At 66.8% G+C, this 19,484-nt stretch carries 12 protein-coding genes; 7 read left to right on the forward strand and 5 right to left on the reverse strand.

All coding sequences use genetic code 11. From position 1 onward, the window contains the following. Positions 1 to 78 precede the first annotated feature (78 nt). A complete protein-coding gene (gene hydA, locus RSO01_RS25625; protein WP_147152769.1) occupies positions 79 to 1,524 on the forward strand; it encodes a dihydropyrimidinase in 1,446 nt (481 codons plus the stop codon). A gap of 259 nt (positions 1,525 to 1,783) precedes the next feature. Here the strand turns inward: hydA and RSO01_RS25630 are convergent, their stop codons facing one another. The 3 genes from RSO01_RS25630 to RSO01_RS25640 all read right to left on the reverse strand — a co-directional run bounded on the left by RSO01_RS25630 (position 1,784) and on the right by RSO01_RS25640 (position 8,360). Then, positions 1,784 to 3,238 (reverse strand): HlyD family type I secretion periplasmic adaptor subunit, encoded by a 1,455-nt coding sequence (locus RSO01_RS25630; protein WP_147152772.1) that lies wholly within the window; start codon positions 3,236 to 3,238, stop codon positions 1,784 to 1,786. Next, positions 3,225 to 5,366, reverse strand: a complete 2,142-nt coding sequence (locus RSO01_RS25635) for a type I secretion system permease/ATPase (protein WP_281291511.1) — start codon at positions 5,364 to 5,366, stop codon at positions 3,225 to 3,227. The genes RSO01_RS25630 and RSO01_RS25635 overlap by 14 nt, the downstream gene beginning before the upstream one ends. A gap of 171 nt (positions 5,367 to 5,537) precedes the next feature. Then, on the reverse strand, positions 5,538 to 8,360 hold the full coding sequence (locus tag RSO01_RS25640) for a beta strand repeat-containing protein (protein ID WP_147152774.1): 2,823 nt from the start codon (positions 8,358 to 8,360) through the stop codon (positions 5,538 to 5,540). Positions 8,361 to 8,662: 302 nt separating this feature from the next. Between RSO01_RS25640 and RSO01_RS25645 the strand changes: the two genes are divergently transcribed. The 5 genes from RSO01_RS25645 to RSO01_RS25665 all read left to right on the forward strand — a co-directional run bounded on the left by RSO01_RS25645 (position 8,663) and on the right by RSO01_RS25665 (position 14,593). Further along, positions 8,663 to 10,240 carry a winged helix-turn-helix domain-containing tetratricopeptide repeat protein gene (locus tag RSO01_RS25645; RefSeq protein WP_147152868.1) on the forward strand — a complete coding sequence of 526 codons (1,578 nt, stop codon included), beginning with the start codon at positions 8,663 to 8,665 and terminating at the stop codon, positions 10,238 to 10,240. Positions 10,241 to 10,397: 157 nt separating this feature from the next. Then, entirely contained in the window at positions 10,398 to 11,633 is a 1,236-nt protein-coding gene (locus tag RSO01_RS25650; RefSeq protein ID WP_170303351.1) for a carbohydrate porin, read from the forward strand. Positions 11,634 to 11,762: 129 nt separating this feature from the next. Further along, positions 11,763 to 12,695 carry an LLM class F420-dependent oxidoreductase gene (locus tag RSO01_RS25655; RefSeq protein ID WP_147152778.1) on the forward strand — a complete coding sequence of 311 codons (933 nt, stop codon included), beginning with the start codon at positions 11,763 to 11,765 and terminating at the stop codon, positions 12,693 to 12,695. A gap of 87 nt (positions 12,696 to 12,782) precedes the next feature. Next, entirely contained in the window at positions 12,783 to 14,027 is a 1,245-nt protein-coding gene (locus RSO01_RS25660; RefSeq protein WP_147152870.1) for a PQQ-dependent sugar dehydrogenase, read from the forward strand. Further along, on the forward strand, positions 14,027 to 14,593 hold the full coding sequence (locus tag RSO01_RS25665) for a Rossmann-fold NAD(P)-binding domain-containing protein (protein WP_147152780.1): 567 nt from the start codon (positions 14,027 to 14,029) through the stop codon (positions 14,591 to 14,593). The genes RSO01_RS25660 and RSO01_RS25665 overlap by 1 nt, the downstream gene beginning before the upstream one ends. 155 nt (positions 14,594 to 14,748) lie before the next feature. Here RSO01_RS25665 and RSO01_RS25670 read toward each other — a convergent pair whose 3' ends face one another. Beyond that, complete coding sequence (locus RSO01_RS25670) at positions 14,749 to 17,601, reverse strand: FAD-dependent oxidoreductase (RefSeq protein WP_147152782.1); 2,853 nt, start codon at positions 17,599 to 17,601, stop codon at positions 14,749 to 14,751. 184 nt (positions 17,602 to 17,785) lie between these two features. Between RSO01_RS25670 and RSO01_RS25675 the strand changes: the two genes are divergently transcribed. Next, entirely contained in the window at positions 17,786 to 18,688 is a 903-nt protein-coding gene (locus tag RSO01_RS25675) for a dihydrodipicolinate synthase family protein (protein WP_147152784.1), read from the forward strand. A 29-nt stretch (positions 18,689 to 18,717) separates the two neighbouring features. Here the strand turns inward: RSO01_RS25675 and RSO01_RS25680 are convergent, their stop codons facing one another. After that, positions 18,718 to 19,422 carry an amino acid ABC transporter permease gene (locus tag RSO01_RS25680; protein WP_147152786.1) on the reverse strand — a complete coding sequence of 235 codons (705 nt, stop codon included), beginning with the start codon at positions 19,420 to 19,422 and terminating at the stop codon, positions 18,718 to 18,720. Positions 19,423 to 19,484 lie beyond the last annotated feature (62 nt).

The following is a 19,484-nucleotide window of genomic DNA, read 5'->3' on the forward strand; positions in this document are numbered from 1 at the left end:
GTCCTCCCCCGTCTTCGGGGGAGGAGAAGAGCGTGAGCGGCATGCCGCTTGCTTCAGTAGCCCCTCCGGGAGGAACACATGGCCGAGTATGATCTCGTCATCCGCAACACCACCATTGCGACGGCCGCAGACGTGGTGAAGGGCGATATCGGCATCACGGCGGGCCGGGTGGTGGCCCTGGGCGAGCGGCTCGACAAGGGCAAGAAAGAGATCGACGCCACCGGGCTTATAGCCGTGCCGGGCGGCATCGATGCCCATGTCCATTTCGACCAGGACACCGCCGACGGCTCGGTGTTCTGCGACGATTTCGAGAGCGGCAGCCGGGCGGCGGCGGCCGGCGGCACGACCACCATCATCCCCTTCGCCTACCAGAGCCGCGGCCAGGGGCTGCGCGACGTGGTCGACCGCTATCACAAGCGCGCCAACGGCAAGTCGCTGATCGACTACGCCTTCCACGTGATCCTGTCCGACCCCAGCGAGAAGATCATGGGCCAGGATTTCCCGGCGCTGGTGGCCGAGGGCTACACCTCGTTCAAGGTCTACATGACCTACGACGACATCAAGCTCACCGACCGCCAGATGCTCGACGCGCTGGCCGCGGCGCGGCGCGAGCAGGCCATGCTCATGATCCATGCCGAGAATTCCGACTGCATCGAATGGCTGACCGAGCGGCTGGAGCTCAAGGGCATGACGGCGGCCAAGTTCCACGCGACGTCGCGGCCGTTCGTGGTCGAGCGCGAGGCAACCCACCGCGCGATCTCGCTCGCGGAGCTTCTGGACGTGCCGATGCTGCTGGTGCACGTCTCGGCCAAAGAAGCCATGCACGAGATCCAGCGCGCCCAGGCGCGCGGCCTGAAAGTCTATGGCGAGACCTGCCCGCAGTACCTGTTCCTGAGCGAGGAGGATTTCGAGAAGCCGGGCGACGAGGGCAGCAAATGCGTGTGCTCGCCGCCGCCGCGTGGCACGGACAACCAGGAGCACATCTGGACGGGGCTGGCGGCCAACACCTTCCATGTCCTGTCGTCGGACCACGCCGCCTTCAAGTACGACGACGTGCGCGGCAAGAAGCTGCCGGGTGCCGACAAGAGCTTCCGCAAGATCCCCAACGGCGTGCCCGGCGTGGAGACGCGCCTGCCGCTCTTGTTCTCCGAGGGCGTCAACAAGGGGCGCATCACCCTGCAGCAGTTCGTGGCGCTCGCCTCGACCAACGCCGCGAAGATCTACGGCCTGCATCCGCGCAAGGGCACGATCGCCGTCGGCGCTGACGCCGATATCGTGCTGTGGGATCCGAAGCGAAAGGTGAGCCTCACCAACTCGATCCTGCACCACAATTGCGACTACACGCCCTACGAAGGCCGCGAGCTCACGGGCTATCCGGTGATGACCCTGTCGCGCGGCGAGGTCGTGATGGAGGAGGCGAAGATGAGTGGCTCGGCGGGTCGCGGTCACTTCCAGAAGTGCGATCGGCCCGAGGCGGCGCGGCCACGCGGCAAGCCGCTGATCGATCCGTCGATCTTCAGTTAGAGCGGCATCCATCCAAACCAACTCATCCCTCATCCTGAGGAGGCGCGAAGCGCCGTCTCGAAGGATGGCAACAAAGGTGGTGCTCGTGCCCACCCTTCGAGACGCGGTCCTGCGGACCGCTCCTCAGGGTGAGGTCATCAGGTTCGGCTTGAGTGGACAATGCTCTAGGCCAGGGACGTTGTCATCCTGAGCGCAGCGAAGGATCTCATGCCGGTGGCAAGCGGCGATGAGGTCCTTCGCTGCGCTCAGGACGACAGGATCACCGCTCGCGCAACGTCTCCTGCCGGTAGCGCAGCAGCGGCGACAGGAGATAGCTCAGGATCCGGCGCGAGCCCGTCTTGATTTCCACCGTCACCGCCATGCCCGGCGACAGGTTGACCAGCCGGTCGTCGATCTGCATCTGGCTGCGGTCGAGCGAAACGCGGGCGCTGTAGTTCAATTCCTGGCCCTTGGGCTCGCTGGTGTCGTTCTGCGTCCCCAGCGCGCGGTCGTCGGCACGGTCCTGCCGGCGGTCGCGGATGATGGCGTCCTGCGAGACGCTCAGCACCTCGCCGTGCAGCAGGCCGTAGCGGGTGAAATTGAAGGTATCGACCTTGATCTCGGCCTGCTGTCCCGGATGGATGAAACCGATGTCGCGGTTCGGCACCAGGGCCTCGATCTCGAGCCGGCTGTCGCTCGGCACCACGACCAGCAGGGCCTGCGCCGGCGTGACCACGCCGCCGACCGTATGGATCGCGAGCTGCTGCACCATGCCGTCGACCGGCGCCGTCAGAAGCTGAAGCCTGGTCTTCTGCTCGGCCTTGATCAGCTCCTGGGCCAATCCGATCGCCTTCTGCTCCGATTTCGCGAGCTCGTCGGACAGGGTGCGCCGGTATTCGGCCTCCGCCTGGCGGCGCGTCTCGTGAAGCGTGGCGATCGCCGCTTCCGCTTCCTGCAGATGGCTCTTCTGGACGCCAAGCTCCTTCTGCTGCTCGACCAGGAGCTGCAGCGTCTCCAGATAGGCGATCTTCGAACCCAGGTCCTTCTCCATCAGCGTCCGGCGCATGTCGACGCGCGGCTGGATGACCGGGATCACCGTCTCGAGCTTATGGATGGTGGCCGCCGTGGTGGCCTGCTCGGCCTCCTTCTGCGCCTGCTGGCGGCCGATCGCGGCGACCTTGGCGCGATGCTCGCCGACCTGGTTCACCAGAAGCTGGCGTTGCACGGCGACCAGAGTGGCGTCGGCGTTGGCCGGCGGCGAAAAGACAGCCAGGGGATCGTCTCCGCCGGCCAGCGCCGCGCGCAGGCGGGCGACATTGAGCTGCTCGGCCAGAAGATCGCTGCGCAGGTGATCGCGGTCCGCCGCGTTCGCCGTCGGGTCGAGCTCGATCAGCACGTCGCCGGCCTTGACCACCTGCCCGTCCTGCACGCGGATCGAGCGCACCACCCCCGTTTCGAACGGCTGGATGACCTTGGTGCGGATGCTCGGCACGATCTTGCCCGTCGCCGAGGCCACGATGTCGATCGAGCCCCACCAGGACCAGGCCAGTGCCGCGCAGAACAGCGCGATGAGGGTGAACCCGATCGCTCGGCCGACGGGCGACGGCGGTGTCTCGACGATCTCGAGTGCGGCCGGCAGGAAGGCCAGCTCTTCGCGGCGCCTGTCGGCCAGGCGCACGACGTCGTTGGCGGGCGGCACCGGCTGGCGAGGATGGGCAAGACTAGTGGACTTCATGGATCCCTGCCTGCAACCGGTGCAACGAGGCGTAGCGGCCGCCGACCTTGATCAAGGTATCGTGCGAGCCGTCCTCGATCACGCGGCCGCCCTCGAGCGTGACGATGCGATCCATCGCCCGCACGGTCGACAGCCGGTGCGCGATGACCAGGACCGTGCGGCCCTTGACGATCTCGCGCATGTTCTCCTGGATGATGCGCTCGCTCTCATAGTCCAGCGCGCTGGTCGCCTCGTCGAAGATCAGGATGCGCGGGTTGGTGACCAGCGCGCGGGCAATGGCGATGCGCTGGCGCTGACCGCCCGAGAGGGTCGAGCCGCGCTCGCCGACGACGGTGTCGTAGCCCTCGGCGAGCTCGAGGATGAAATCGTGCGCACCCGCCAGGCGGGCCGCCGCGACCACGCGCTCCATCGGCATGGCCGGATCGGCGAGCGCGATGTTGTCGCGCACCGAGCGGTTGAACAGCACGTTCTCCTGCAGCACGACGCCGATCTGGCGGCGCAGCCAGGCCGGGTCGGCCAAGGCGAGATCCATGCCGTCCACCAGCACGCGGCCGCTCTCCGGCACGTAGAGGCGCTGCACGAGCTTGGCGAAGGTGCTTTTGCCTGAGCCGGAAGGCCCCACGATGCCGACCGTCTGGCCGGCCGGTATGTCGAAGCTGACGTCGTGCAGGACCTGCTGACCGTCCAGGCGATAGCGGAAGCTGACATGGTCGAAGCGGATGCCGCCTTGGATCGCTGGCAGGCGCGCGCGTCCCGGCATGTAGGTCGACTCGGCCGTGGTGTTGAGGATGTCGCCCAGCCGCTGGACCGAGAGGCGCGCCTGATGGAAATCCTGCCACATCTGCGCCAGGCGCAGCACCGGCCCGCTCACCCGGCTGGCCAGGATATTGAAGGCCACCAGCTCGCCGACCGACAGGCTGCCGTCGATCACCAGCTTGGCGCCGAAATAGAGGATGGAGGCGGTGACGACCTTGCTGACGAACTGCACCACCTGGCTCGCGGTGTTGCCGAGGCTCAGCACCCGGAAACTGGCCGACACGTAGCCGGCAAGCTGTTCTTCCCAGCGGCGCTGCATCTGCGGCTCGACCGCCATGGCCTTCAGCGTCTCGATGCCGGTGACGCTCTCGACCAGGAAGGCCTGGTTCTCCGCGCCGCGCTGGAATTTCTCGTCGAGCCGGCGGCGGAACAGCGGCGTGGCGGCGCCCGAGATCGCGACATAGATCGGCAGGGATCCCACCACGATCCAGGTCAGCATTGGCGCGTAGAAGAACATCACCGCCAGGAAGACGAAGGTGAAGAACAGGTCGATGACCAGGGTTAGCGCCGAGCTGGTGAGGAAATTGCGGATGTTCTCGAGCTCGCGCACCCGCGCCACCGAATCGCCGACCCGCCGGGCCTGGAAGTAGGCCATCGGCAGGGCCAGCAGGTGGTGGAACAGGCGCGCGCCGAGCTCGACGTCGATGCGGTTGGTGGTGTGGGAGAACAGGTAGGTGCGCAGGATGCCCAGAACGGTCTCGAAAGCCGAGATTGCCAGCAGGCCGATCACCAGCACGTCGAGGGTGCTGAGCGAGCGGTGCACCAGGACCTTGTCGATGACCACCTGGAAGAACAGCGGCGAGATCAGGCCGAACAGCTGCAGGAAGAACGACGTGACCAGCACCTCGCCCAGCAGGCGACGATACTTGTGGATCGCGCCCAGGAACCAGGTGATGTCGAAGCGGCGCGCGACGTCCGCCAGGCCGGCCCGACGGGCCATCGAGATCAGCCCGCCGTCCCAGACAGCGGCGAACTCCTCGCGTGTCATGAGGCTGGGCTGCGCGGTCTGTGGCGACTGGACCAGCACCTGGTCCTTGGAAGCCTTGGCCAGCACCATGAAGCCGCCATCGCGCAGGGACGCGATGGCAGGAAGGGGAGTCCGCGCGAGCCGCGACCATTCGGTCCGCCGGGCACGCGCCTTCAGGCCGAGAGCCTTGGCGCAGCGGATCATCTCCGGTGCGCCGATCTTGTCTGTTCCCAACCGGTGGCGAAGCTGCCCGCGATCCGCCGCCACACCTTTCAGGTGCAGCAGCATAACGAGGGCCTCGAGTCCCGGATCGGCCGGAGCGGCGGGGCTTGGGGAGGGGCGCACGGGCGTTCTCCGGGACTCGAGACTTGGCGTCAGACGTATGGCTGCGCGAGCAGCGGTGGCTGGTTCTTCAAGTGCGGCAGCATTTGGAGGGCCTCGAGTCCCGGGTCGGCTGGAGCGGCGGGGTTTGGGGAGGGGCTCACAGACGTTACTCCGGGACTCGAGGCTTGGCGGTCAGGCGTGCGGCTGCGCGAGCAGCGGCGGCTGATTCGACGTCGGATCGGCCATCGGCGTGCCGGCCGGGCCCTGGCTCATCGGAGCGAAGCTCGAGGCCATGAACTGGCCCAACACGGCCGACTGGATGACGACGTTGCTGCCGGGGCCGCCGTCGAGCACGTCCTGCCCGGCACCGCCGATCAGAACGTCGTCGCCCGCGCCGCCCGTCAGGGTGTCGTTGCCAGGGCTGCCGATCAGGACATCGTCGCCGTCGCCGCCGTTGGCGGTGAGCAGAATGCCCGAGAGGCCAGACGCCTCGATGACGTCGTCGCCGCCGAGGCCGTTGATCACGAGGCGATCGTTGTTCGCCTCGAAGCCGGTGATCTCCACGTCGGCGCCGCCCAGGCCCGACACGGTGATCACGCCGTTGTTGTTGGTGACCACGATCGCATCGTTGCCGTTGGTCGCGTTGAGGACGATCGTGTCCGCCGCGCCATCGGCGCCGCCCAGGTCGATCTTGACCTTGCTGACGTCGGTCTGGCTGAGGTCGCCGACCGTGATGAGGTCGGCGCCGCCCTTGGCCTGGACATCGATCGTCTCGACGTTGTCGAGATCCATCGTGATGTTGGCGACATCACGAGTCAGCCGGGCGTGCCCGCCATTGGCCGAGATGTCGATCTTCTCGGCGATGTTGGCGCCATTGAACAGGAGGGTGTCGGTGCCCGCCTGCCCGTCGACCGTGTCGTTGTCGTCACCCGGGTTCCAGACGAACGTGTCGTTGCCGGCGCCCATCCTGGCGATGTCGTTGCCATCGCCGCCGTTGATGAAGTCGTCGCCCTTGCTGCCGGTGATCGTGTCGTTGCCGAGGCCACCGTTGATCGTGAGCTTGACCTGTCCGGCGTTGAGACCGGCGGCGTTGATGGTGTCGTCGCCACCCTGCCCGTTCACCACCAGCGAGTCGTTGGCCCCCTCGGCGCCGGCGATCGTCACCTTGGCCGCGAGACCATTGACGACCACCGAGGCGCCGCTGCTGGCGACGGTGATGGCGTCGCTGCCCTGCGTGCCGTTGACGGTCACGGTATCGGCCGCGCCATCGCCCTGGCCGCTGCCCGCCTGCGCCGACAGGTCGAGGTTGACCTGCTTGACGTCGGTGCCGGAGAGATCGCCGACCACGATATTGTCGGCGCCGCCCAGGGCGTTGAACTTGATGGTCTCGACGTCGTCGAGGTCCATGGTGATGTTGGCGACGTCGCGGGTGAACAGCGCCCGCCCGCCGTTGGCCACGATGTTGATGTTCTCGGCGATGTTGGCGCCGTTGAACAGCAGCGTGTCGGTGCCTGCCTGACCCTCGACGATGTCGCTGCCGTCGCCCGGGTTCCAGATGAACGTGTCGTTGCCCGCGCCGAGCTGGGCTACGTCGTCGCCGCGGCCACCGGTCACGGTGTCGTTGCCGTCGCCGCCCAGGATCGTGTCCTTGCCCTGGCTGCCGATGACGATGTCGTTGCCGGCGCCGGCATCGATGGTGAGGCCGATGACGCCCGCAGGCAGGCCGGCGGCGTTGATCGTGTCGTTGCCGTTGCCGGCATTGATGGTCAGGAGGTCGCCCGCCTCCGTGCCGGTGACATTGACCTGTGCGCTGAGGCCGATGACCGACACGCTGGTGCCGGCGCCGACCACGCTGATGTCGTCGTTGCCGTTGGTGCCGGTGACGATCACCTGGTCGGCTGCGCCGTCGCCGACGCCACCCGTTGCGGCCAGGTTGATGTCGACCTGCTTGACGTCGGTGGCGGCGAGGTTGTTGACCGTGATCTTGTCGGCGCCGCCCAAGGCGTTGATCTGGACGCGCTCGATGTCGTTGAAGTCCATGTTGATGTTGCCGACGTCGCGGGTGAGCCGCGTGCGGCCGCCATTGGCCGAGATGTCCATGATCTCGCCGATGTTGGAGCCGTTGAACAACATCGTGTCGTTGCCGTCGCCGCCCTCCACCGTGTCGCTGCCGTCGCCGGGATCCCACTGGAAGACGTCGTCGCCGGCGCCGAGCAAGGCAAGGTCGTTGCCCTGCTGGCCGTCGATGAAATCGTTGCCGTCGCCGCCGATCAGAGTGTCGGCGCCGTTGCTTCCGAGAATGGTATCGTTGCCGGTGCCGCCGTCGACCGTGACGTTGATCAGGGCAGCCAGATTGCCGGTGGCGCTGAACATGTCGTCGCCGCCGTTCATGTTGACGACGAGCTTTTCGGTCGTGCCGATGTCGAGGCTGAACGGCGCGGGATTGAGCCGATCGAAGCGCACGCGGGTGCCGTTGGCGGTGGCGGTGAAGACCTCGGCGCCGTTGCCGCCATTGACCTCCGCCGTGTCGGTGCCGTCGCCGCCCTCGAACAGGTCGGTGTCGTCGCCCGGATTCCAGATCATGCGATCGTTGCCGCCTTCGCCGAACACCTGGTCGTCGCCATCGCCGCCGGTCAGCGTGTCGTTGCCCGCGCCGCCGAACAGGAAGTCGTTGCCGCCTTTGCCGAGAAGGGTGTCGTTGCCGGCCTGGCCGAACAGCAGATCGCCGCCCGAGCCGCCGACGATCGTGTCGTTGCCGTTGCCGCCGAACATCTGGGCCGGCGGCAGGGCGCCGTTGCTTTCGTCGAGCACAAGCATGTCGTTGCCGGCCTGGCCGAACACGAGCATCTGTGTGGTATTTGCCACAGTTGGCTGGCCGCCGGTGATCTGTACTGCGCCACCGTTGATCAGGATCAGGCCGGCCGCGTTACGGCTGATCGTGACGGCGTTATCGAGATCGTCGCCGAACACAGACAGCAGGCCGGCGCCGGGGATGAAGCTAGCCTTGATCGCCATGGTGGTTGTCCTTTCGGGGATTTGCCGCAGCGCAGATGAAGAGAGTCGGATCGACGCGCCTTGGTACGGACGGACATGCTTACCCGGAGGCCGGATGGCCGGCTTGAAGCCGCACTTCGGACGGCATTGTTTTTTTCTGGAGATGTCCTGAATTTTTTGTGCGTGCGACGGCGAGCAGGGTCTGCTACCGGCCCGTGCGCAAACGACACAGGCAAACGGGAAAAGTGCAGAGGTCCCGCTTTGCCACGACAAGGTCGTTTTTGAGCGAAGAATGGCTTTGGCGGAACGGTGGGGACAGCAGCGTGCAATTCATCTTTGCCGATCACTTGCTCGATACCGACCGGCGCGAGTTGCACCGCGGCTCCGAAGCCATCTCGGTCGAGCCGCAAGTCCTCGATCTACTGATTTGCCTCGTTCAGAATCGCAATCGTGTCGTAACGAAGGACGATCTCATCGCGTCGGTCTGGCGCGGCCGGATCGTGTCGGACGCGACCATGACCAGCCGCATCTACGCCGCGCGCAAAGCGGTCGGCGACAGCGGCCAGGGCCAAAGGCTGATTCGCACCATTGCCCGCAAGGGATTGCGCTTCGTCGGCGACGTGCAGACCCAATCGGGCCGTGATCAATCTGTGGCCGGGGCCGATCCGCTGACGTCGGACGAAATCCGCGAGCCCGCGCATTCGGCCTTGCCGCTGCCCGAGCGGCCGGCGATTGCCGTGCTGCCGTTCGACAACATGTGTGGCGACCCGGCGCAGGAATATTTTTCAGACGGCATCAGCGAGGACATCATCACGGCGCTGTCCAAATTGCGCTGGTTCTTCGTGATCGCCCGCAATTCCTCGTTCACCTACAAGGGCAAGGCCGTCCACATCAAGCAAGTCGCCGAGGAGCTCGGCGTCTCCTATGTGCTCGAGGGCAGCGTGCGCAAGCTGGGCGAGCGCGTGCGCATTACGGCCCAGCTGAACGACGTCACCACAGGTGGCCACGTCTGGGCGGAACGCTACGACCGCGACCTTGCCGACGTGTTCGCGGTCCAGGACGAGATCACCGAGGCGATCGTCTCGGCGGTCGAACCGCAAATCTATGCCGCGGAAAACTTCCGCGCCCGGCGCAAGCCGCCCGAGAGCCTGGATGCCTGGAATCTGGTGATGCGGGCCATGTCCCACTTCTGGCGGGTGACCCGACAGGACAACACGGCTGCGCAGGAGTTGCTGGAAAGGGCAATCGCCATCGACCCGAACTATGGCCAGGCGCTGGGGCTGCTGGCGACCAGTCACACTTTTGGTGTCCATATGGGCTGGTCAGACAAGACGGTTGCGCCGATCGCCGAGCGTGCGGCGCTGGCGGCAATCCGCGCGGACAGCGAGGATCCCTGGGCGCATCACGCCTTGGGCTGTACCCATCTGTTCGCGCGCCGGTTGGACGATTCGATCGCCGAGTTCGAAACCGCGCTGCGTCTCAATCCCAACTTCTCGTTGGCGCATTGCTACTACGGCATCACCTTGGCCGATAGCGGCCGCTGGCAGGAGGCTGGGGAAGCGGTTCACCGTGCGCTGCGGTTCAGTCCACGCGATCCATTATCGGCGATTTACTTCGGCGCCGCCGCCTTCGCCCAGTACATCGGGCGCAACTATGAGAAAGCGATGGAGTTCGCGCGCGAGTCAATCCGGCTCCGCGGCGATTTCGTCGGAGCCCGGCGCCTGCTGACTGCCGCCGCCGGCATGGCCGGACAGACCGAGGTCGCCGCGGCTGCGCTGGAGGAACTGCGCCGCGCCCAGCCCAACGTTTCTCTTGCCTGGATCGCAGACCGAATGCCGATCAAGCATGACGCCGACCGGGAACACTACCTGGAAGGCTTCCGCCGCGCCGGCTTGGACTGATACAGGCACGCTGTCATCCCGAGCGTAGCGAGGGACCTTTCTTGTTGCTTTAAAGGCCCCTCGCTACGCTCGGGGTGACAGCTGTGACTCACAGTCTTCTAGCCGTCATCGAACAAGTATTGCATACGTCGGCAGGGGGAACCGATCGATGCGCTGCGTGGCAGGAAGCGTTGTTCTCGCCGCACTGGCGGTGGCGACGGGGCGCGCTGAGGCCCAGACCTACGATCCGCAGGGCCAGAAGCTGGTCGGCAGGATCCACGATGCCAATCGCGCCGCCAAGAAGCGGCAGGAGCTGTCGCTCAGCGAGGAGGTCGACAGCGCCCACGTGCGCTATGCCAGGACCAAGAAGGAGATCGAGGACACGACGGGCATCTCCTACTCGATGGAAACGTCTTTCATGAGCCAATGGGGAACGCCCAACGGCGGCTACGGCGCCGTGCAGGCGATGTTCACGCCGGCGGTGAACTGGGATGCGTTCTCCTCGCCCTCGATCGGCAGCGGCTCCGTGCAATTCCATTTCCTGTCGGCGCAGTACCTGTCGGGCGCCTCGGGAACGAGCCTCGGCAGCAACATCAACCTCATCAGCCCGATCAACAACCAGCCGGATGCCAACAACCAGTTCGTGCAGCTCACCTATACGCACGCCTTCCCGGGCAACTGGCTGGCGATCTCGGTCGGCCAGTACGCCTTCTCGAACTTCGACGGCAACGCTTATGCCAACGACCAGCAGGTGAACTTCATCGGCTACTCGCTGACGCAGAACGGCAGCCAGAACTACAGCCAGGCGGGCCTCGGCGCGTATGCGCAGCTCAATCCCACCAGGGAAATCACCTTCGCCGCGGGCTTCCAGGACGCCAACGACTTCAGCGGCAGCTACATCCAGTTCCCGACCGTGGGCCAGGGCCAGTATGCCTGGTTCGGCTACGCCGCCTGGTCGCCCACCGTCAAGGACTGGGGCCAGGGCAACTACGCCCTGCTCTACTACAACCAGCCTGGCGTCTCGCTGCAGCCACTGGCCAGCAGCGGGCTCTCCTTCAGCGCCTCCCAGCCGATCGGCGACAAGGTCGGCCTGTTCCTGCGCGCCAACACGGCCTGGCAGTCGAGCTTCGCCATCCAGTCGTCGATCGCCGGCGGCGCCGTCCTCAACGACCCGGTGCAGCACAGCAGGCACGATCAGATCGGCCTCGCCATGGCCTGGAATGCGACGAACATGTCGCTCTTCACCGGCACGTTCGTTCGGCCGAGCGAGATCATGCTGGAGGCCTACTGGTCGTGGTCGGTGTTCAGGGGCTTCCTGGTCACGCCGGACGTGCAACTCTACCTGCAGCCGGCTCTGGCGCCCTCGAGCGACCTAGCGGCCGTCTTCACGATCCGCGTGACGCAGCTTTTCTGAGGCTCATGCCTCTCTAGGTGAGGGGGCGTCGAACGCTCGTGCAACCCCCTCGCCCAACCTCTCCCCCTAGCGGGGGAGAGGGGCATGAAGATATGACGGGGGAGGAGAAGAAAAGAGGAGGGAGCCCCCATGAAGTTCGGCATCCACAATCCGTCCTGGCTGTTCGGGCCCGACTCGGCGGAGATCTTCGAGGCCGTGAAGACCAAGGCCCAGTGGGCGGAGGATCACGGCTTCACCTGGTTCTCGGTGATGGATCACCTGATCCAGATCGGCAATGTCGGCGCTCCGGACGAACCCTTCATGGAGGGCTGGACGGTCCTGTCCGGCCTCGCCGCAACGACCAAGCGCATCCGCCTCGCGACGCTGGTCTCGTCGGTGCACTATCGCAATCCGGCTCATCTGGCGAAGATTGCCGCCGGTGTCGACCAGATCAGCCGCGGCCGCCTGACCTTCGGCATCGGCGCCGGCTGGTTCGAAACGGAGTACCGGCAGTACGGCTGGGAGTTTCCACCGCGGCCCGCGATGCGCATCCGGCAGATGGAAGAGGCGGTCCGGCTGATCAAGAGCATGTGGACCGAGAAGCGGACCACCTTCCAGGGCAAGTACTTCCAGGCCCAGGACGCCATCCTGGAACCGAAGCCGATCCAGAGGCCACATCCGCCGATCATGATCGGTGGCGGCGGCGAGCAGCTGACGCTGCGCGCGGTGGCCCGGCACGCGGATGCCTGCAATGTCGGCGGCTCACCCGACCAGGTCCGGCACAAGTACGAGGTGCTGCGCCGCCACTGCGAGGCGGAGGGTCGGAAGTACGAGGAGGTCGAGCGCACCAACATCATCAGCTTCGTCATTGCGCGCGACGAGGCGGCTCTGGCGGCCAAACGCCAGAAGCTCGCAGTGCCGGCGAACTACTATGGTGTCGCCGGCACGGTCTCCCAGATCACCGACCTGGTCGGCCGCTACCGCGATGCCGGCGTGCAGCTGCTGATCAGCAGCGCCTACAAGAACGACGCCGAAACATTCGAATTGCTTTCCTCGGACGTGATGCCGGGATTTGCCGGCTAGCTTTCTCCGACATCAGGGAGGTCATCCGTGAACTTCTCGACCCTCTTTGCCCATGGTGTCGCCCTGGTCGGCGGCGCCGCGCTCCAGATGCGGCGCCTGACCGAAGGCTCACCCGAGCCCGCGTGGGGCAGCGCGCCGGCCATCCCAGCGGCGAAACCGCAAGGCAGCATCCCGACGCTGAAAATGCCGACGGCCAAGGGCTGGGAGGCGGGACGGACACCGATCGCGGCCCCCGGGCTCAAGGTCAACGCATTCGCCGGCGTCCTCGATCATCCGCGCTGGATCGAGGTGCTGCCCAATGGCGACGTGCTGGTCGCCGAGGCGCTCAGCCTCGACAGACCACCCCGCTCCGTCTTCGACTACGCCATGATCACCACGATGCGGCGCGCCGACGCCATGGGGGTCAGCGCCAACCGCATCACGCTGCTGCGCGACAAGGACAGCGACGGTGTCGCCGAGACCCGCGAGCTGTTCCTCGAGAACCAGAGCCAGCCGTTCGGGATGGCGCTGGTGGACGACACTTTCTATGTCGGCAACACGGACGGCGTGGTGGCCTTTCCCTACACGGCCGGCGCCAGTCGCATCGCCGCGCCAGGCCGCAAGCTGGTCACGTTCAAGCCAGCCGGCCATTGGACGCGAAGCCTCCTGCTCAGCCCTGACAGACGAAAGCTCTACGCCGGTGTCGGATCGCTCACCAACATCGCCGAGCAGGGCATGGAGGTCGAGGAAGGCCGCGCCGCCATCTATGAAATCGACCTTGCGGGCGGAAGCAGCCGCATCTTCGCCTCCGGCCTGCGCAACGCCGTGGGGCTCGCCTGGGAGCCGACGACGGGCGTGCTGTGGACCGTGGTCAACGAGCGCGACGGGCTTGGTGACGAAACGCCTCCCGATTATCTCACCTCGGTGAAGGACGGCGGCTTCTACGGCTGGCCCTATTGCTATTGGGGGCAGACCGTCGACGATCGCGTGCCCCAGGATCCGGCCATGGTCGCCAAGGCCATCACGCCGGACTATGCCTTGGGCGGCCACACGGCCTCGCTGGGACTCTGTTGGGTGCCCGCCGGCACCCTGCCCGGCTTTCCCGAGGGCATGGCGATCGGCCAGCACGGCTCGTGGAATCGCAGCAAGCTCAGCGGCTACAAGCTGGTGCACATCCCGTTCGCCAACGGCCAACCCGCGGGGCCGCCGCGCGACATCCTTTCGGGCTTCCTGTCGGCGGACGAGAAGGAGTCCTACGGCAGGCCGGTCGGGGTGACGCTCGGCCACGATCGCAAGTCCCTGCTGATGGCGGACGATGTCGGCAACGTCATCTGGCGCGTAACGGGCGCGTAATGATCGACCCCAAGACCGATCGCGTCCTCATCACCGGCGCGGCAGGCGCCATCGGCACGGCGCTGCGTGCCGGCCTGCGCAGCCATTGGCGCCACCTGCGCCTCACGGACATCCGGCCGGTGAAAGACCCTGGCAACAACGAGGAGCTGGTCGTCGCCGACGTCACCGACCGTCCCGCCGTCGAGACGATGCTGCAGCACAACTACGACCGCTACGGCATCCGCTCGGTGTCGTTGCGCATCGGCACCTTCCGCCCCGAGCCGATCGACCAGCGCTCGCTCGCGACCTGGCTCAGTCCCGCCGACGTGGCGCATCTGGTCGACGTCTCGCTGCGCCATCCCGATCCAGGCTGCATGGTGGTCAACGGGTACTCGAACAACACGCGGCTGAAGACCGTCGATCCCAACTGGGCGACGCTGGGCTACCAGCCGGAGGACAACGCCGAAGACCATCGCGAGGCGCTGCGCGCCAGGGGCATCAACGTTGACGCGCCGGACCGCGGCGAATGGGAATGGCCGGAGCACGGCGGCTCGTTCCCGCGCACACCCGATCGGCCGGTTCGTTAACTCATTTCCTCCCCCGTCATACGGGGGAGGATACAGGAGGGGGAGAGCCGCACAGACGGCGTCTCCACGAAAGAGATCATGATCTGAAATTGGCAAGGGCCGGTCTGTTGCCTGCCCCCTCCCTACCCTCCCCCGTAAGACGGGGGAGGAGAAGATCAGCCGAACCGCCTTATCGAGTAAGCTTCCACCGGCAGGCTGGTCGAGCGCCCGGCCAACATCTCCGCGGTGAGTCGCGACAGCACCGGGGCCAGCGTGTAGCCGTTGGAGCTGACGCAGTTGTAGAAGCCCGGCAGGCCCGGCATCTCGCCCAGGATCGGCGCACGGTCGATGTTAACGTTCATGCCGGCCCAGATGCGGATGGCATGGAGATCGGCCAGTGCGGGCACGGCGCGGCTCGCGATCCAGAGATTGCCCTCGACGCTGGGGCGTAGCGCCCGCGACAGGCGGTTCTGCTCGTCGAGACCCGCCGTCCAGCCGCCGCCGATCATGAAGGCGCCCGAGGCCATCTGCTTCAAGGTGAGATGGCGATGGGCGTAGGCGACCAGCCGCGACAGCGTCGGCGCCGTGGGCTCGGTGACGACCATCTGCAGCGGCGCGCCGCGCACGGGAATTTCCACGCCGGCCAGGCGCGCGACCTCGGCCGCCCACGGGCCGGCCGTGTTGACCACGCGCCGGGCGCGGATCTCGCCGCGGCTGGTCGAAACCTTCCAGCGCCCGCCGTCGCGTTCGATTGCTAAAACGTTGCTGCCGCGCCGAAAGCGCGCACCCAGCGCCTTGGCCTTGGCGACCACGGCGTAGGTGCCCTTCAGCGGATTGATCTTGCCCTCGCCCGGGCACCATTCGGCGGCGATGGCGATGTCGCCGATGCAGGGTTCCAGGGCGCGCAGCTCGTTGGCGCCGATGAGCTCGGCGTCAATGCCGCGGCTCTTCTCCAGCGCGATCTTGCCCTTGAGGAACTCGATGTCGCGTTCGCTCTCGGCCAGCATCAGCCCGCCACAGACCTTCATCTCGAGGTCCTGGCCGGTGTCGCGCTGGATGTCGGCCCACAGCGCCACCGAGGCCGGGCCCAATGGCAGGGTGTCGGCGGCGCGATTGTTGGGCGGCGCGCCGAGGGCGAAGTCGAAAGCGAGGAGCTGCACATGCAGCGAGCCGGCATTGGCGCCGGAGGCCTGCAGGTTCACGTCGTCGCGCTCGACCACCATCGCCTCGATGCCTTCGTGCGCCAGCCAATAGGCCAAGCATGAGCCCGCAACGCCGCCGCCGATCACCAGCGTGTCGACGGTCTCGGCCGGCAAAGGCTCGGTCTCGCGCGGCCGCGCCATGTCGGGCGGCACGAAATCCTTGTGGCCGGTCCATTCCGGCTGTTCGACCGTGAGGGCGCGGATCGGCACCGGCTTGGCCGGCGGCCGCGGCGCGAACAGGCCGAACTCGCCGACCTCGGCCGTGGTCATGCGCGCGACCACCGAGGCGCAGTAGCGGCCCTGGCAGCGGCCCATGCCGACGCGGGCCGCGCGCTTCAGCGACGCGGGCGAATCGTGGCCAGCCGCGATCAGCCGGCGCAAATCGCCCGCCGTCACCTCTTCGCAGCGACAGACGACGGCGCTGTCGTCGATCGCGTCGGGATCGATCGGCGGTGCCTCGAACATCTGCCACAGCGCGGCCTGGAAGCGCGCGGCCCGGCGCTGCGTGCGCCGGGCCTCCCGTGGCTCGGCGATCTTGAGCCCGAGGTCGCTGGCGATGGCGGCGGCGGCCAGTGCGCCCTGCGCCATCGCCGCGTGGGCGCCGCCGAAGCGCGCGCCGTCGCCGATGGCGAAGACCTCGGCCAGGCTGGTGCGGCCGTTGCCGTCGGTGAGCGTCTCCATCGAGCCGTTGCCGCGCGGCACGAAGCGATGGGCGCAGCCCAATGAGCGCGCCAGCTCCGACGACGAGGCGAAGCCATAGTTCAACGCCACGATGTCGGCGTCGAAGCTGAGGTCGCCGGCCTCGATGGCGCGCACGCGTTCGTCGCCGACGAGTCGTGCGGCCCGGCGGCCCCAGTGCAGCTTGCCGGCAAGACGGGCGGCGAGCGACAGGCCGTCGATCATCAGGAAGGGATCGGCCAACGCGGCGCTCGCCAGTGCCTGCCATTGCCCGAAGCCAGGCCGCGGCGCCGCCTCGAGCACGCCCACCACGTCGGCGCCGCCGTCCAGAAGCTCGACGGCGGTCTGCAGGCAGAGCGGGCCATTGCCCGCGATCACGATGCGCTGGCCTGGCGCCACGCGGTAAGAGCGCGCCAGCGTCTGCAGGCCGCCGACGGTCATCACGCCGGGCAAGGTCCAGCCGGGGATCGTCGGCGACTGTTCGTAGGCGCCGGTCGCCAGCACCAGCCGCTTGGGCCGGTAAAGCGTCGACTGGCCGGCGACGACGGCGGCAACCTCTTGGGCTGAGAAGGCCGCCCACACCGTCGCCTCGTTGACGATGCGCGCGCCGGCCCGCGACGTCGATTGCGCCAGCACGGCGCCATCACGGAACTGGCTGTCGAGCGTGGAGATCTCGGCCTGGTGCGAGGGCGCCAGCGGCTTGAAGAACTGGCCGCCGGGATGCAGCCGCTCGTCGAGCACGACCACGTCGGCGCCGACCAGTGCCAGACTGCGCGCCGCCGACAGGCCGGCCGGTCCCGCCCCTACCACCAGCACGTCGCAGGCGATCTCCTCGGCCGGCCGGGCAGGTTCGGCGGTCGAAGCGGCGGCGGTCGGCGAGGAGCGCACGTCCATGCCGGTCGAAACCTTGGTGAGGCAGGCGCGCTGGCTCGGCCGGCCGTCGACCGTCACCAGGCAGTCGAAGCACACACCCATGCCGCAGAACGGCCCGCGCGATGCGCCCGAGCGCGCCTGGCGTACGGCGACGATGTCCGACGCGGCAAGTGCAGCGGCGATGGTCTCGCCTTCCAGCGCCTCGATCTGGCGGCCATCGAAGCCGAACCGCACCGGTGAGCCGGTCGGCCGCATGTCGGGATGCTTCAGGCGCATGGCGAAAGGTCTACAATGAGTCGGCCGGTGAGAGAACCGACAACAACCTCACCCTGAGGAGCGCCCGAAGGGCGCGTCTCGAAGGGTGGCGCGAGCACCTCGTCTGCAGCCCATCCTTCGAGACGGCGCTACGCGCCTCCTCAGGATGAGGTCGTGTTGGGGCGCCCGCCGATAGGAGTTTGAGATGAAGAAGTTTCGCGGCACCTACACGGTGCTGATCACGCCCTTCACGGCCGACGGCAAGAAGGTCGACGAGGCGGCGCTGAGGCGCCTGGTCAATTTCCAGATCGAGGAAGGCATTCATGGCCTGATCCCACTGGGCAGCACCGGCGAATTTTTAAGCGTGACGCCTGACGAGCGGCGCCAGATCGTCGAAATTGTTGTCAAGGAGGCGGCCGGCCGCGTGCCGGTGCTGATCGGCACCGGCGCGGAATGGACCGACGAGGTGGTGCGGACCAGCCGCGAGGCCGAATCGATGGGCGCCGACGGCGTCATGATCATCCCGCCCTTCTACAGCGTGCCGACCGACGACGAGCTCTACACCCACTACAAGAAGGTGTCGGACGCGATCGGCATCCCGATCATGGTCTACAACAACCCGGCGACGGCCAATGTTGACATGATGCCGGAGCTGATCGCGCGCATCGCCGAGATCCCCAACTGCCAGTACGTCAAGGAATCGACCCTCGATCCGACGCGCGTGCGCGACATCATGCGCCTCGCCGGCGACAAGATGACGGTGTTCGCGGGCGTGCTGGGCTACGAATCGTTCTGGCTGGGCGCCGAGGGTTGGGTCGCCGTCTGCTCCAACGTGATCCCGCGCTGGTCGGCCGAGCTGTTCGAGTTGGTGGCCGACAAGCGCGACATGGATGCAGCGCTCGCGCTCTACAATAGGATGACGCCGCTGCTGTGGTGGGTCGGCGGACCGCGCTACGTCTCGGGCACCAAGGCCTGCTTCGAGTTGATGGGCATGCCGATGGGCCCGCCGCGCCCCCCGCGCCTGCCGTTGCCTGAAGCGCAACGGCCGGCGCTACGCGACGTGCTGAGGAAGATGGATCCGATTTACGGGCTGCGTAAGCTCTTCTGACGCGAAATCGTGTGGAGTCGCCGCTGAGCTCAGTGATCGTCCCGCGCCAGCTGCTTGTCGGCGGCGCCGTAGGCCTTGCCGTAATACGCCTCGATGCGACGCTGCACGAAGTCCCAGCAGGTGGTCATCACCAGGTAGATGATGGCCACGACCATGAACACTTCCAGCACCTGGAACTTCTGCTGCATCAGGATCTGGCCGCGCCGCAGGACCTCCTCCATGGAGATCACCGAGGCGATCGACGTGGTCTTGAGCAGCCCGTTCACCGAGTTGCCGAGCGGCGGGATGATGACGCGCAGCGCCTGCGGCAGCACGACCAGGCGGAAGATCTGGAACGGTTTCAGCCCGAGCGCCCGCGCTGCCTCGGTCTGGCCCTTCGCCACCGACAGGATGCCGCCGCGCAGGATTTCCGAGAGATAAGCCGCCTCGTTCAGCGCCAGGCCGAGGATCGCCGATTCCAGCACCGAGAAGCGCACCAGGCCGAGCTGCGGCAGGCCGGTGTAGATGATGATGAGCTGCACCAGCAGCGGCGTGCCGCGGAAGATCCACACATAGGCCTGGGCGCTGCGCGACAGGGCCTTGTGCTTGGAGAGCCGCATCACCGCCAGCAACAGGCCGAGCAGGCCACCCAGGATCAGCGTGCTGATGGTGAGCCCGATGGTCCACAGCGCACCTTCGAGCAGATAGAGATTGGTGAAGTAGCTCCAGAAGCCTTCCCAATTCCAGACTGTCATTTGCGGGATCTCAGTTCCTTGCTGTCATCCTGAACGCAGCGAAGGATCTCATGGCGCTTCCA

Source organism: Reyranella soli, assembly GCF_007992495.1.
GTDB lineage: Bacteria > Pseudomonadota > Alphaproteobacteria > Reyranellales > Reyranellaceae > Reyranella > Reyranella soli.